The following is a 14,771-nucleotide window of genomic DNA, read 5'->3' on the forward strand; positions in this document are numbered from 1 at the left end:
TAGCAAATTTCGTTTTTAAGGATTTCTTATGCAATCACTTTTAAGAGTTCTAAGTATTAGTGTTCTTGTATTTTCTTTGACCAACAGCACTCTATATGCAGATATTTTTGTAACTCCAAAACCCTCTGAAAATAAATCATATACATACACCGTAGTTTCACCTCTAACACCTTTTGATGAAACTTTAAAAAGAGAAATGGAAAAATATCCTAAAGATTCTGCATTTTTTGTTGATGGTAGAACAGGAAAAATCATTTCTGTTGCTAAACCTCCAAAAACAAGACCAACCACAGAATCGCAATATAAAGCTACTCCAGAAAATTTACCTGCGCCTATAAGAAATGCGGCTCCTTATGAAATGCAAGAAGAACGCATTGAACTTTTACAATAAAGGAGTGTTTATGATAGAAGTAGAATTTTTAGGACCTCTTGGCAATAAAACTTATAAAAGTAATGCTACAAATTTACACGCATTAAAAGAAGAATTGCAATCCATTCCAGAAATAAAGGAATGGTTAAAAGACTGCGCAATTGCTTTAAATGATGAGATTATCACTTCTTTAGATACTCCCATCAAAGAAGGAGACAGAATTGCTATGCTTCCTCCTGTATGCGGTGGATAATGCAAGACACAAAGGACCTATTACTTTATAATGGCGCATTAGATACCACAACAATTTATGCGCAATGGTATGCCTTTGGAACTAAACACAACCTAGGCGCAAATGTTATTTTTACAGGAATAGTGCGCGCTGAAAATGGGTGTGATGGCTTAAGCTTTGATATTTATAAACCTCTTTTAGAACAATGGTTTAACACATGGTGCAAAAAAGCGCAAAACTTAAATGCGTATTTAAAAATGGCACATGCACAAGGCGATGTGCTTAACCATCAAAGCTCTTATATGGCAGGTGTTTTTAGCTCGCAAAGACGCGCAAGTTTGGAAATTTTTGAAGATTTTATCGAAGACTTTAAGCATAATGCCCCTATTTGGAAATATGATTTAAAGCAAGGAGAAAGAATTTATGCAAAAGAGCGCAGCTATCATCTCCCACATAGTGGAATCCTAAGTGAAGAATAATTCTTGAAAGCTGTTGCATTTACAGGAAATTCTAATAGCGGAAAAACAACGCTGATTGAAAAACTCTCTTTGCTCTTAAATGCTCAAGAAAAAAAAAGTTGCAATCATCAAACATGACCCAAAAGATAAAGCAAAACTTGATACGCAAGGTAAGGATTCCGCGCGCTTTTTTAATAGTGGAGCTGATGTAGCGATTCTAGGAAGCACACAAACAACTTTGCGATTCCATTATGCTTTAAGTTTGGAATCCCTAAAAGCGCAATTTAGCACCTATGATTATCTTTTTGTAGAAGGCTTAAAAGAATTGCCATTGCCAAGAATTTGTGTCGCTAGAGATTCTTTTGATACGCGCTTTTTACCCTTTATCCAAGCAATCGCTATTGATTCTAGCATTCCTAAAGAATCCCTAAAACCCTATCAATTAGAAATTTTAGATTTAAATAATCCCTTAGAAATCCTAAAATGGATTGACACTAACATAAAGGAATAATATGCAAGCAAAAATAGGAATCTTAACCATTTCAGACCGCGCAAGTGCTGGAATCTATGAAGATATTTCTGGAAAAGCGATTTTAGAAACTCTACAAGAATATCTTATTACTCCTTTTACGCATAGCTATTGCGTAATTGCTGATGAATTAGAACTGATTAAAAAGAAGCTTATTGAACTTGCAGATGAAGAATCTTGCGATTTAATCGTAACAACTGGGGGAACTGGTCCCGCACTGCGTGATGTAACACCCGAAGCCACAGAAGCTGTATGCGAAAAAATGCTTCCTGGCTTTGGAGAACTTATGCGCCAAACTAGCTTAAAATATGTCCCAACAGCGATTCTATCACGACAAACTGCTGGAATCTACCACAAAAGCCTAATCATCAACCTTCCGGGCAAACCAAAATCTATCCGCGAATGCTTAGATTCTGTTTTTCCCGCTGTTCCTTATTGTCTTGATTTAATCGGAGCAGCATATTTAGAAACAAATCCTTCTGTTATCCAAGCATTCCGACCAAAATCTTAAAGCTAATTTGCAACAATATATGCTTTTAAAATCTTTTGCTCTCTAATAGGTTTATCTGCATAATCTGTCTGCGTATATTCTATCTTGCGCAATGTTGTAAAACTTTCTTGTTGATGTTCTTTGCTAATTTCACCAAAAATTGTATGCTTTCCATTTAAATGTGGAGTGCGTGTTGTCGTGATAAAAAATTGACTTCCATTTGTATTAGCACCTGCATTTGCCATTGCTAAAATTCCTGCTCTATCAAAGGCATATCCCTTTGCAATCTCATCTTCAAAATCCTCCCCCCATATGGATTCCCCGCCTCTTCCTGTGCCTGTTGGGTCTCCCCCTTGAATCATAAATTTACGAATGACACGATGAAAAATAACTCCATTATAATATCCGTTATTAATGTGTGTTATAAAATTTTCAACCGCTTTTGGAGCAACTTCTGGAAATAAATCTAAAGTAATCTTGCCTGAAGTTGTCTCCAACACTGCTTGAATAATCTTATTTTGCTCTTGCGCATTTAAAGATAGGATTCCAAGCCCAGCAACAAGACTGACTCTAAACAAAAAGAGAATTAACGCTTTCATCATTGTTTATCCTTTTAATCACTTCTGCAAATAATGGTGCAACACTTAAAATTTTAATCTTTTCACAGCTTTGTTGCAATGGAATCGTATCTGTTACAATCACTTCATCAATCGCATCATTTGAGATTCTTTCATACGCAGGACCACTAAATACCGCGTGTGTTCCTAACGCAATAACACTTGTCGCACCTTTTTGTTTAAAAGCAGCCGCAGCCTTTACCATTGTTCCAGCTGTATCAATCATATCATCAATTAAAATCACATCTTTACCTTCTACACTTCCAATGACATTCATCACTTCGCTTTCATTTGCCTTTTCACGTCTTTTATCAATAATTACAATATCAAGCCCCAAAAGTTTTGCAAAATATCTAGCGCGCGCTACACCTCCAATATCTGGACTTGCAACAATCGGATTTTTAAGATTTTTCTCCATTATATAATCTTTAAAGACGATTGACCCATACAAATTATCCACAGGAACATCAAAGAATCCTTGAATTTGCCCAGCATGTAAATCCATAGTGATTAAACGCGTGATTCCAGCACGTTGGAGTAAATCCGCGACAAGTTTTGCTGTAATTGGCACACGTGGTGCTGCCTTTCTATCCTGCCTTGCATAGCCAAAATAAGGCATAATAATATTAATACTCTTTGCAGAACTGCGTTTTAACGCATCTATCATTATTAATAATTCCATTAAATGGTCATTTACAGGTGCGCAAGTTGGTTGAATCACAAACACTTCTTTTCCGCGCACACTTTCACACAAACGGATACTAATCTCCCCATCGCTAAAACGCGTAACTTCCGCTTTAGATAACTCTACATCTAAAACTTTAGAGACATGTTGAGAAAACTCCTTATGAGCACTTCCTGTAAAAATCTTGTAATCTTGCATTAGTAACCTTTTGTGTGAAATAAAAAGTAAATTATAAACCTTACAAACTTAAAGGATTTGTCTTTTTTGCTAAAAGGTTTTAAAAATTTCTGCTAAAATTTCTCATTTATAAATTTCAAGGATAAAAATGCACACAAATTTCAAACAAAATATTGTAGAAACTCTAAAAAATAGCTCTCCAAAAGAATTAGAAGCATTCTGTAATGCGAGATTCCAAAGTAACTTAGCCTTTTTTCAAGCAGCAAATTATCCTAATCTTTTTGAAGTGCTACAAACTCCAGCTAAAGAATATCAGCTTTATATAGGGCAAGAAGGTGTTAATATCTTAAATTTCAAACAAAATACTTTTATGTATGCGGTCGTTGATGGGAAATCTACAATGCTAGATGTGCATGAAAACTGCGCTTATAATCCTCCCATTAATGAAAAATGGAATCACATTTTTGGAGGAAAAGCCTCTTTTGTAGGAGATGAATATCCTTATAGCAACATCTTTATTGATGAAATTTTAAATTACACACTCAAAAATGGTGGAATTGTTGATAATCACTTGCCTAGTGATTTTCTGCCAAGTTTAAACCTATTTGGATTAGGTGGGGGGATTTTCTTGCAGATTCTTATTGAAAATTATGCAACAATCCATAATTTTTTTATTTTTGAAGAATCCTTAGATTTATTTAGAATCGCATGCTTTTTTGTCGATTTTTCCCTACTTTTTAGCAAAACTCAAGACCAAGCAGGATATATTTTTTTAGAAAGCATCATGAAAAAAGAATATATCCAAAACTTTTTTCTAAGAAAAAAAATCACCACCTCTCTTATTCGATTTGAACTTATGCTTTATCAAACTCCAATTACACTAAATGCGCGCGATGTTGTTTATGAAATGCATTCTCAAATTATGCGTGGATGGGGAACTTTTGAAGATGAGATGCGCGGAATCAAAAATAAACTTTCTTTTCCTATCCGCAAAATGCTCATCGAGCCAAAGCGCGTTAATGCTCCAATTTGCGTAGTGGCAAATGGACCAAGTCTTGACTTCTTGCTTCCATTTATCAAAAAGAATAAAAATAAAATGATTATTTTTAGCTGTGGAACCGCTTTAAAACCTCTGCTAAACTATGGAATCAAACCTGATTTTCAAATAGAAATCGAACGCCATGATTATTTGGGCGATGTTTTAAAATCTGCTCCTTTAGATGATATTCCTTTAATTGCTGCAAGCGTGCTTGATAAAAGCGCAAAAGAAGTTGCAAAAGAACTTTATCTCTTTGAACGTGATGGTAGTAGTGCTGCAAATTTAAATGTTCCACGTTTTAGAGTGCAATTTACTGCACCACTTGTTGGAAATGCTGGAGCGGCATTAGCAGCATATTTAGGAAGTGATGTGATTTTATGCGGATTAGATTGTGGTTACAAAAAAGGTTCTAGTAAGCATGCTAAAAATTCCTATTATGGAGATGAAGATGCAGAAATCCCAGAAGACGCCTATCCTGTGGCTGGAAATTTTAGCGATGATATTTATTCAGATGCGCTTTTTTCTCTATCAAAAACGACTTTAGAAGAAGCATTTAGCGCACTTAAACCTTTTCATATTTTAAATTTAAGTGATGGCGCAAGGATTAATGGCGCACAACCTATACACCATGAAGATTTTGAGCTTAAAACAATCAACAAAAAAACAGCACTAAAACAAATTAAATCTCTTTTTAGAGACCCAAAAAAAGAAGGATTCTACACAAAAGAAACACAAAAATACATTTTTGAAATTCTAGCTTTTAAAAACAAAATACACGATACTTTCAAAATGAAAGTTTTTTCAAAACAAGATTTATTTGTAGCTTTGGATAAAGTTTATGAAGTAATTGCCATAGAATCTCTTAGCAATCCTTTTATTAGCATACTTTTTGGAGGAACTCTATGCCATTTTCTCTATGCAATTGCGTCTTGTTCTATACATACCCCACATAATAATATGCAAGATCTTTGGGAAAAAAGTTGCGAACTTTATCTTATAGGAATGGATAAAATGTTAGAATCCTTACGCGAAACACTTTTTGAAAAAAGTGGAACACCAATTGCTTAACACAAAGTATCTTATGTCAAAAAGGATTGAAATGGCAAGAAAAACATCAATTTCATTAGTTTTAGCAGGAATGCTTTTAGGAAGTAGTTTATTTGCTGCTCAAGTAAATTCAACAACAAGTAGTGCATCTGTAAGCCCAATAGGGAATGCAGGATTCCAAAACTCTGTTCAAAATTCTTCTATTGGAAGAAATTCAAATTCTCCTTCTAATTTACAAGGAATGGAAGTTGGGGGAGATGATATTGTAATTCCAAATGCTCCGATTATTACACCATCAAGCATTATTGAAATTAGCGCAATTGGTATGGGGGTTGCACCTGAATCTACGGTATCTCCAGCGCAAGCATTAGCACTTGCTAAACGCGCAGCTATCGTAGATGCTTACCGCCAAATCGGTGAAAAAATGTATGGTATCCGCGTAAATGCACAAGATACAGTGCGTGATATGATGCTAAAGAATTCTACTGTTAAAACAAAAGTATTAGCAGTAATTCGCAATGCTGAAATCATAGAAACTGTTTATAAAGACGGGCTTTGCCAAGTTAGTATGGAACTTAAACTTGATGGAAAACGATGGTATCGCGTATTAACCGGCGAACAATTCTAAAATTAAGCATTTGTAGCCTGATATTTTTATCGGTATTTGGGTGCTCTAAGACACCCAATGCCCTACAAGATTCTACACCAAAAACAATTTTCTTCTCCACTAACGCTTTTAAATTTTATGACTTAGGTTTTGTAAAATCCTATCCAAACCATACAACATTAGAAATTTTTAATGCAGGAATTGTGCTTTTAAAAATGGATTGTTATAAAGATAAAATTTGTCTAAACACACAATGCTATGCTAAGGATTCTGTTATGCGGAAATTTTTTGGAAATGATGCGTTTAGAGAACTTGATTTTAATGCAATTTTAAAAGGACAAGAAATTTTTAGCGGAGAAAATAAGCGCAAAATCCAAAATGGTTTTGAGCAAAATATTATGCGTGAGGGAATGGAGCTAAACTACAACACCACACAAGATTCCATAGAATTAGAGATTAAAGACTTGCAGAAAAAAACAATTTTTTCTCTTGCAATCCATTAGGAATCCTATGCAAATCTACCAACCAAAAAATGGATATTGCTACAATAGCGATACTTTGTTTTTGCATAACTTTGCAATGCCTTTTTTAAAAAAACATCACATCACACTAGAAGTTGGTTCGGGCTGTGGAATCTTAGGAATGCTCTGTGCTAGAGATTTGCCAATCCACTTAACAATGATTGAAAAAAATCCAAAAATAGCGGAATTATGCGCACATAATTTACGCATTAATAATCTCCAAGCTAATCTTATTTGTGAAGATTTTTTACATTTTGATTTTAAGACTTTAGATTCCAAACAAGTTGCTTTTGATGTGATTTTAAGCAATCCGCCTTTTTATCACAATGGAGTTATAAAGTCAGAAAATGCAGAAATTTCTAGCGCGCGTTATGCAGAAAATCTTCCTTTTATTGATTTTGTCAAAAAAGTCAATTCCTTGCTAAAACCACAAGGAGAATTTATTTTTTGTTATGATGCAAAGGCAATTTCTAGCCTATTTAATACATTGCACACTTTTAAGATTCCACCAATCTCTGTGCGTTTTGTGTATCCAAAGGTAGAAAAAAGCGCAACTTTGGTATTATGCCGTGCTAAAAAAAATTCTAAAAGCCTATGCGAGATTCTGCCACCACTTTTTACGCACAATGGAGAACATTTCACGCAAGAAGTCCAAGCAATTTATAAGCATGCAAATACATGGAGTATTAAATGTTAGAGAATTCTAATTTTGGATTCTACTTTGATTCTAACAAATGTCAAGAATGCGGTGGCAAATGTTGCACAGGAGAGAGTGGATATATTTTTGTCTCTCCTAAAGAGATACAAGAAATTGCAGAGTTTTTAAGCATAGATTTTGATACTTTTTGTCAAAACTATGTCAAAAAAGTAGGCTATCGCTACTCTTTATTAGAAATTGCGCAAGGTAATAAAATCTATTCTTGCATATTTTTTAAAGACGGAATCTGTCAAATTTATCCAAAACGCCCAAAACAATGTATTACTTTTCCTTTTTGGGATTGTTATAAAGATAATATTGAAGAATTATTAAAGGAATGTATCGGTGTGGTTAAAAAATAAAAGTCTTATCATTTTTATTAGTGGATTTGCTCTATTTATTGGATTTGTGGGTTGTTTCAAAAACAACTTAATGCTCTCTCAAAGCCCCTCTTTTAAAGAAGTGGAAAATCTTGAAGATATTTTTATCGCACAAGGTTATGCTGCCCTTGATGCACAAGATTATGAAAGCGCAAAAGAAGCTTTTAGCAATGCTAATACAATTAATCCAAACCCCAGCTATTCAAAAGAGATTCTAGGAATCTTAGTCGCACAAAATAACCTAGAAGAAGCACAAAAACAAGCGTATGTATTTTTAGAAAAATATCCAAAAGATGAAGTGGTGCGTAGCGTGCTTATTGGAATCCTAACAAACTCAAGGCAATTTGATTTAGCCCTAAAAGAAGCTAAAACACTTTTAAGCTACCACAAAAATGCTGAAAGCTATGAACTTATTTCTTCTGTATATTTTTTGCGCCAAGATTATAAAAATGCTGTAAAATATCTCCAATCTGCTTATAATTTAGACCCAAACCCTATTTTACTCGATAAACTCGCAGCAACTCACCTTCTGTTTTTAAAAGATTTACAAACCGCACTTTCTCTTTATGAAACACATATCAAAACACAAGGAATCACAAAAGCAATCGGGGATAAACTTGCAGCAATCTACCTAGAATCCAAACTCTATCTTGACGCTGCGCGCATTTATACACTTCTTTTTGAAGAATTAGGCACGCAAGATTACGCGCGCTTTGTCTTAGAAATTTATGCCAAAAATAAACATTTAGATTTAGTAGAATCTTTTTTATTAAAACACCCAAATATTGATATGCGAGATACATTACTCTTTGAAGTGTATCGCTTACAAAAAGATGTAAAAAAGAGTATCCAACAAGCAGAAATTATCTATCAAAACACACAAGATTTTAACTTCCTAGCCTATAAAGCAATGCTTTCTTATGAGAGCACCAAAACGCGCACAAAATCCTATCTACAATCCATAGAAAAAGATTTAAAAGAAGCAGCGCAAAAGACTGATGATGCGTTGTATTGGAATTATTTAGGCTATTTAATGATTGACCATGATTTTAACGATTCCCTGCGCGTTCAAGAAGGTATAGAATATGTCAAAAAAGCTCTCCTCTTAGACCCTGATAACCACTATTATATAGACTCCCTTGCGTGGGGATATTTCAAACTTAAAGATTGCAAAAATGCAAAAATAGAAATTGATAAAATCGCAAAAGAAGAAATCCAAAAAGAAAAGGAATTAACAATGCATTATCAAAAAATTTTAAATTGTAAAATCAAAACAGAAAGGTAAGTTATGATAGTTTTAATAACAGGCGCATCAAGTGGTTTTGGAAGAGCTATTGCAAAAAAGTTTGGAGAGAATGGACATAAAGTTATCGCACTTGCAAGGCGTAAAGAGAGGTTAGAATCCCTACAAAGAGAGATTCCACAATGTGAAATTTTGCCTTGTGATATTTGCGATAAAGTTGCCCTAAAAAATTCTCTTGCTTCTTTGCCAAAAGAATTTCAATCCATTGATGTGTTAGTCAATAATGCAGGACTTGCTTTAGGTATAGAACCCGCTCAAATCTGCGATTTTGACGATTGGGAAAGAATGATTGCAGTGAATATCTCCGCCCTTAGCTTTCTAACACATCTTATATTGCCGCAAATGGTAGAGCGCAAAAGCGGGCATATTATTACCTTAGGTTCTATTGCAGGAAAATATCCTTATCCTGGTGGCAATGTTTATGGAGCAACAAAAGCTTTTGTAAGACAATTTGCTTTGGGATTGCGCGCAGATTTAGCAGGCACAAATGTAAGAGTTAGTGATATTGAACCCGGACTTGCAGAAAGTGAATTTTCACTCGTGCGTTTTAAAGGAGATGAAGAGCGCGCCAAAGCACTTTATAAAGGCAGCAACGCACTACAACCACAAGATATTGCAGAAGCAGTTTATTGGGTTTCGACCCTACCTAAGCACGTGAATATCAACACATTAGAAATGATGCCAACCACACAAAGCTTTAGCGCATTATCCGTGCATAAGGAGTAAATCCATAAAATACGCTTGCCCAACGCTAATTCCTCCATCATTGCATGGAATCTCTTTGTTTAAATACACGATTTTTTCTTTTAATTCCTCCAACACAAGCTGTGTCAAAAGCGCGTTTTGGAAGCACCCACCACTTAAAGCAATATGCGTATAATCCTTAGCCACTTTAGCAATAATTTGTGCAAGCGTAATATGGAATCGCAACGCGATATTACACGCCTTAACTCCTTGTTCTAGTTCTTTGCAAATCTCTTTAATCATTTCTTGATAGAGAATCACTCCATTATCTAGCACATAAGAATACGCACTTAAATCCTTAGATTCCGCACTTTGCGCAAGAGATTCTAAAACCATTCCCCCTTCTCCTTCATAACTACTTTGCAAACACACACCACACAAAGCACTTACACCATCAAAAAGCCTGCCTACGCTGTTACAAGGCACTTTTGCCCCCATTGCATAAAACATCTCTAAATGTTCCTTTGAAAACTCCTTCAATAATGGCAATTTCAGCGTTTTATACTCTTCTTTAAAACTTTCAAAAACCAAAGAAAGCCCAAGCCTTTTTATATCTTTGATTGCCCTCTCTCCTCCTAAAAGTGCAAAATCATCAAAATGTGCAATGCGTTGATACTCTAATGGCGTGCTAGGATTCCATCTCAAAAACTCTCCCCCCCAAATCTTACCATTCTCACCATATCCCGTGCCATCAAATACCACTCCTAGCACTTTTGAATCGATTGCATTTTCTGCGACATTTGAAAGCAAATGCGCAAAATGGTGTTGCACATGCTGTGCATGCTCTAAATCCTTAACAAACCCCCTTTGCGCATAATTAGGGTGCAAATCTAGCACAAAATCCTTCAATGCAATTTGGTATTGTGTCAAAAATAATTTTTGTGTATTGCTAAAATTTTCCACACTCACAACATTTTCTAAATCTCCTAAATGCGGGCTAAGTAGAATCTGATTTTGTGTTTTTAGACAAAAAGTTGCTTTTTGTTGCGCTCCTAATGCGATAAAATTTTGCTGACTTTTAAATGGCAATGGAATTTCTGATAAAAATCCGCGCGCACGGCGCAAAACTTGCATTTGCTCTTCACCATTATGCAAAATCGTGCGCACCAAACTATCATCAATGGGATTTAAAATATCACGATTATAAAATAAAACTCCATCGCATATTTTGCTACACACTTCTACAATTTTGCAAAAATCTTTAATAATAGGCTCACCGCTAAGATTCGCACTTGTAAAAATAAGAGGAAAATCTAATTGTGTAAAAAGCAAATAATGCAAAGGTGCATAAGGGAGAATAATCCCAAGCGTAGAGAGATTTGGAGCAATGCTAGAAAGTGGCAAAGGAGTGTTATTTTTAAAATTAGCCAACAAAATTGGGGCAATGCTAGAGCTTAAAATCTCTTTTTGCTTCTTGCTTAAATGCACATAAGATTCTGCCATTTTCATATCTTTACACATTAGCGCAAAAGGTTTTCTAGGGCGATTTTTTCGCGCACGTAAATTTGCAATTGCTTTGGAGTCTAACGCATTACACACTAGCGCATAGCCACCAACCCCTTTAAGCGCTAAAATCTTTCCTTGTTTTAAAAACTCTATAGCCTCATTTAAAGGATTCTCTAAAAAATCTTTGCTAAATCTCTTGCATAAAGCAAAATCTCCCATTGATTCTTTAGTTTTAAAACCCTCCAAATCCTTAGCAAAAAATAATCTTGGACCGCAATCCTCACAACAATTAATTTCAGAATGGAATCTCCTAGAATCAGGATTCTCATATTCCTCTTTACAACGCGCACACATTTCAAATTCTACCATAGCAGTATTTTTTCTATCATAGGGCAAAGCGCGGATTAAACTATATCTCCCCCCACAATTTGTGCAGCTACAAAACGCATATTGAAATCTACGATTTTTAGGATTCCTTATTTCTTCCAAACACTCACTACATAGCGCAATATCTGCAGGAATTGTAGCACTCACTCTATTATCTTGCGTGCTTTGCTCTATGCTAAAAGCATTAAAAGATTCTGCATTTTCTATACATTTCTTAGAAATTGCAACAATCTTTGCTGCACTTGGGGGATTATTGAGTGCTTTCTCAAAACATTCTAATGCTTGTATTGTGCCTTGTGCTAGGATAAACACTCCAGAAGTTGTATTGCGCACATTGCCAAAGATTCCACATTTCTTAGCAATCCGATACACAAAAGGACGGAATCCCACACCCTGCACAACACCTTGTAGATGAAATTCATAAGTTGTTCGCAAACTCTTTGACATTTCAAACTCTCTTTATAGATTAAAGTATAAAATTTTAAAATATTTTTTATTAGGATTTACCAAAATGCTACACGGAATCTATGCGATTAGCGATACGACACTCACACCCTATTCCTCCTTAGCAAGTATGCTAAAAGACGCAATAAAAGGTGGAATCTCACTCTTTCAACTCCGCGATAAAACAACTCCAGATTCCAAACTCGCTTCACTCTGCGAACCCCTAATAGAAATGTGCAAAGCACATAATGTTATCTTTGTTTTAAATGACCGCATAGAGCTTGCAAAAGCAATAAAAAGCCCTGCACTACATATTGGCAAAAAAGACGATGATACCCCCTACACCAAAGAAGAACTCAAACAAATTAGAGCGCAATATAGCGGAATCTTAGGAGTATCTTGCTATGGAGATTTTAATCTCGCACAAAACGCAGCCCTAATAGGTGCTGATTATGTAGCCTTTGGAGCGTGTTTTCAATCTAGCACCAAACCAAATGCCAAAACCATAAACCTAGATATTTTCACACAAGCACAAACGTTAGGGATTCCATTATGTGCAATTGGTGGAATCCAAAAGGATAATATCAAGCAAATTAAAGGTGCGCAAATGGTAGCGTGCATTAGCAGCATTTGGCAAGGAGAAATTACAAAAAATGTGCAAGAGCTTTTAGAGAACTTCAAACAAGGATAATAATGGATTTAGAAGCATTAAGACAAGAGATTTCTAAAGGTTTGCACACTTTAGAAAAACTAGAAAATATTATCACAATTTTTGGCGGCGCACGCGTTAGCAAAAACCATAGCGCATATCACAAAACACAAGCACTCGCATACACACTAGGGGCGCATAAATACTCCATTATGACAGGTGGGGGACCAGGAATTATGGAAGCTGCAAATCGCGGACTTATGCAGTATAAACAAGAATCCAAAGACTCCTCTGTATTTTCTATTGGATTAAATATCCAGCTTCCACACGAACAAAAAATCAATCCCTATGTAGAGATTCCGCTTGAATTCCAAAATTTCTTTAGCCGAAAACTTGTATTTAGCTACAACTCCACAGCTTTTATTGTCGCAATGGGAGGCTATGGAACACTTGATGAATTAAGCGAAGTTTTGGTGCAAATTGCAACAGGCAAACACAAAAGGATTCCCATTATTCTCTATGGAAAAGACTATTGGAGCGGACTGCTAGCGTGGCTACAAACCACACTTCTAAAAGAAGAGGCTATCTCTAAAGAAGAGCTAGAACTGCTTGCCACGGCTGATAATCCTAATGAAGTGCTAGAGATTTTAGAGAACTTTAAAAAATCGGATTCCCCACACCATACATCATAAAAAGCACCATAAATGCGGCAAAAATGCCAAGAAACAAAGGAATAAATTTTGTCATATCTATCCTTAAGAGAGTAAAATGAAAGACTTAGCATACAATAAAAGACCTAAAAATTTTCAAGAATTTATCGGACAAACACATCTTTTTGGAGAAAATGCGCCTTTTATGCAGCTTATCTTGCAACGCAAGATTCCGCATTCTTTTTTCTTTGGACCTCCGGGAAGTGGAAAAACAAGTGCTGCAATACTGATTGCAAAAACTATGGATTATCCATTTTATCCATTAAATGCGACAAATTTTAAGACTGAAGATTTACGCAATATCCTAAAAAATCATCAAAATACTTTACAAAAACCTTTGATTTTCATCGATGAAGTGCATAGACTCAATAAAGCGCAACAAGAAATGCTGCTTCCTATTATGGAAAATCACTCCGCACTTATTTTAGGAGCTTCCACAGAAAATCCCTATTTTGCATTAACCCAAGCGATACGCTCACGCTCTATGCTTTTTGAATTCTATCCACTCAACAAGGAAGATTTAGAAAAAGTTTTAGAACCTTTCAATCTAAGTCAAGGGATTCAAGAATTTCTTATCCAAACAAGTGGGGGCGATGCAAGAGCAATGTTAAATCTACTAGATTGCGCACAAAGCACGCAACTACCCTTAAATGTAGAGTTGTTAAAATCTTTGCGCAAGACTTCACTAAGCGGAACAAGTGAGCTAGATACACATTATAATCTTATCTCTGCGATGATTAAAAGCATACGCGGAAGCGATGAAAATGCAGCGATTTACTATCTTGCTTGTCTGATACAAGGTGGAGAGAATCCCGAATTTATCGCAAGAAGACTTGTCATTTTAGCAAGCGAAGATATTGGCAATGCAAATCCAAATGCCCTAAACTTAGCAAACTCCACAATGCAAAGTGTGGCAAAAATCGGTTATCCAGAAGCTAGAATTATTCTTAGTCAATGCGTGATTTATCTCTGTGCTAGCCCAAAATCAAACTCCGCATACCTAGCGATTAACGCAGCTTTAGATTATGTAGAAAAAAACCCGAATATCACAATCCCACAAAATATCCAACACTTCTCCCAAAACTATCTCTATCCCCACGACTTTGGCGGATATGTCAAACAATCCTATTTGACACACACTTTAACCTTCGTCAAATGGCTTCCTAAAGGTTTTGAGAAAACACTTAAAGAATGGCTAGATAAAATTAAAGGTAATGCTTCCTAAAGATTCTACAATCA

The 14,771-nt window shown here is 35.5% G+C and carries 18 protein-coding genes; 15 read left to right on the forward strand and 3 right to left on the reverse strand.

The annotated features are described in order from the left end of the window. Nucleotides 1–28: 28 nt before the first annotated feature. The 5 genes from LS70_RS02085 to mog all read left to right on the forward strand — a co-directional run bounded on the left by LS70_RS02085 (nt 29) and on the right by mog (nt 2,100). Nucleotides 29–391 carry a hypothetical protein gene (locus LS70_RS02085; RefSeq protein ID WP_034288440.1) on the forward strand — a complete coding sequence of 121 codons (363 nt, stop codon included), beginning with the start codon at nt 29–31 and terminating at the stop codon, nt 389–391. A 10-nt stretch (nt 392–401) separates the two neighbouring features. Beyond that, nucleotides 402–623 (forward strand): MoaD/ThiS family protein, encoded by a 222-nt coding sequence (locus LS70_RS02090; protein ID WP_034288437.1) that lies wholly within the window; start codon nt 402–404, stop codon nt 621–623. Further along, a complete protein-coding gene (locus LS70_RS02095) occupies nt 623–1,081 on the forward strand; it encodes a molybdopterin synthase catalytic subunit (RefSeq protein WP_034289262.1) in 459 nt (152 codons plus the stop codon). The genes LS70_RS02090 and LS70_RS02095 overlap by 1 nt, the downstream gene beginning before the upstream one ends. Nucleotides 1,082–1,160: 79 nt before the next feature. Beyond that, nucleotides 1,161–1,571: a molybdopterin-guanine dinucleotide biosynthesis protein B gene (mobB, locus tag LS70_RS02100; protein WP_236096408.1), complete on the forward strand. Its 411-nt coding sequence runs from the start codon at nt 1,161–1,163 to the stop codon at nt 1,569–1,571. 1 nt (nt 1,572) lies between these two features. Further along, entirely contained in the window at nt 1,573–2,100 is a 528-nt protein-coding gene (mog, locus tag LS70_RS02105; RefSeq protein WP_034287133.1) for a molybdopterin adenylyltransferase, read from the forward strand. Between the two features lie 2 nt (nt 2,101–2,102). On the opposite strand, the gene LS70_RS02110 is transcribed toward mog, so the two are convergent. Next, nucleotides 2,103–2,678 carry a peptidylprolyl isomerase gene (locus tag LS70_RS02110; protein ID WP_034288903.1) on the reverse strand — a complete coding sequence of 192 codons (576 nt, stop codon included), beginning with the start codon at nt 2,676–2,678 and terminating at the stop codon, nt 2,103–2,105. Beyond that, on the reverse strand, nt 2,650–3,579 hold the full coding sequence (locus LS70_RS02115) for a ribose-phosphate pyrophosphokinase (protein WP_034287134.1): 930 nt from the start codon (nt 3,577–3,579) through the stop codon (nt 2,650–2,652). The genes LS70_RS02110 and LS70_RS02115 overlap by 29 nt, the downstream gene beginning before the upstream one ends. Nucleotides 3,580–3,706: 127 nt before the next feature. On the opposite strand from LS70_RS02115, the gene LS70_RS02120 reads away from it, so the two are divergent. From LS70_RS02120 to LS70_RS02150, 7 genes are all read left to right on the forward strand, one after another. After that, entirely contained in the window at nt 3,707–5,665 is a 1,959-nt protein-coding gene (locus LS70_RS02120) for a 6-hydroxymethylpterin diphosphokinase MptE-like protein (protein WP_034287136.1), read from the forward strand. Nucleotides 5,666–5,735: 70 nt separating this feature from the next. Beyond that, nucleotides 5,736–6,272, forward strand: a complete 537-nt coding sequence (locus tag LS70_RS02125; RefSeq protein WP_442906990.1) for an LPP20 family lipoprotein — start codon at nt 5,736–5,738, stop codon at nt 6,270–6,272. Then, complete coding sequence (locus LS70_RS02130; protein ID WP_034287139.1) at nt 6,239–6,754, forward strand: hypothetical protein; 516 nt, start codon at nt 6,239–6,241, stop codon at nt 6,752–6,754. The genes LS70_RS02125 and LS70_RS02130 overlap by 34 nt, the downstream gene beginning before the upstream one ends. 7 nt (nt 6,755–6,761) lie before the next feature. After that, nucleotides 6,762–7,469, forward strand: a complete 708-nt coding sequence (locus tag LS70_RS02135) for a tRNA1(Val) (adenine(37)-N6)-methyltransferase (protein WP_138109301.1) — start codon at nt 6,762–6,764, stop codon at nt 7,467–7,469. Continuing rightward, nucleotides 7,463–7,831, forward strand: coding sequence for a YkgJ family cysteine cluster protein (locus tag LS70_RS02140; protein WP_034287142.1), 369 nt, complete (start codon nt 7,463–7,465; stop codon nt 7,829–7,831). Before LS70_RS02135 ends, LS70_RS02140 begins: the two co-directional genes overlap by 7 nt. Next, a complete protein-coding gene (locus tag LS70_RS02145) occupies nt 7,815–9,134 on the forward strand; it encodes a hypothetical protein (protein WP_034287144.1) in 1,320 nt (439 codons plus the stop codon). Before LS70_RS02140 ends, LS70_RS02145 begins: the two co-directional genes overlap by 17 nt. Before the next feature lie 3 nt (nt 9,135–9,137). Then, nucleotides 9,138–9,878, forward strand: coding sequence for an SDR family oxidoreductase (locus LS70_RS02150; protein WP_138109302.1), 741 nt, complete (start codon nt 9,138–9,140; stop codon nt 9,876–9,878). Here the strand turns inward: LS70_RS02150 and hypF are convergent. Beyond that, nucleotides 9,858–12,176: a carbamoyltransferase HypF gene (gene hypF / locus LS70_RS02155; protein ID WP_034288048.1), complete on the reverse strand. Its 2,319-nt coding sequence runs from the start codon at nt 12,174–12,176 to the stop codon at nt 9,858–9,860. The two genes, LS70_RS02150 and hypF, sit on opposite strands and share 21 nt — an antisense overlap. A 64-nt stretch (nt 12,177–12,240) precedes the next feature. Here hypF and thiE point away from each other — a divergent pair, with 64 nt between their 5' ends. The 3 genes from thiE to LS70_RS02170 all read left to right on the forward strand — a co-directional run bounded on the left by thiE (nt 12,241) and on the right by LS70_RS02170 (nt 14,757). Beyond that, nucleotides 12,241–12,864 carry a thiamine phosphate synthase gene (gene thiE, locus LS70_RS02160; RefSeq protein ID WP_034288051.1) on the forward strand — a complete coding sequence of 208 codons (624 nt, stop codon included), beginning with the start codon at nt 12,241–12,243 and terminating at the stop codon, nt 12,862–12,864. A gap of 2 nt (nt 12,865–12,866) precedes the next feature. Then, nucleotides 12,867–13,514: a TIGR00730 family Rossman fold protein gene (locus tag LS70_RS02165; RefSeq protein WP_034288055.1), complete on the forward strand. Its 648-nt coding sequence runs from the start codon at nt 12,867–12,869 to the stop codon at nt 13,512–13,514. Between the two features lie 76 nt (nt 13,515–13,590). After that, nucleotides 13,591–14,757, forward strand: a complete 1,167-nt coding sequence (locus LS70_RS02170; protein WP_034288059.1) for a replication-associated recombination protein A — start codon at nt 13,591–13,593, stop codon at nt 14,755–14,757. Nucleotides 14,758–14,771 lie beyond the last annotated feature (14 nt).

The sequence above is a fragment of the Helicobacter sp. MIT 11-5569 genome (genome assembly GCF_000765695.2).
Classification (GTDB): Bacteria; Campylobacterota; Campylobacteria; order Campylobacterales; family Helicobacteraceae; genus Helicobacter_D.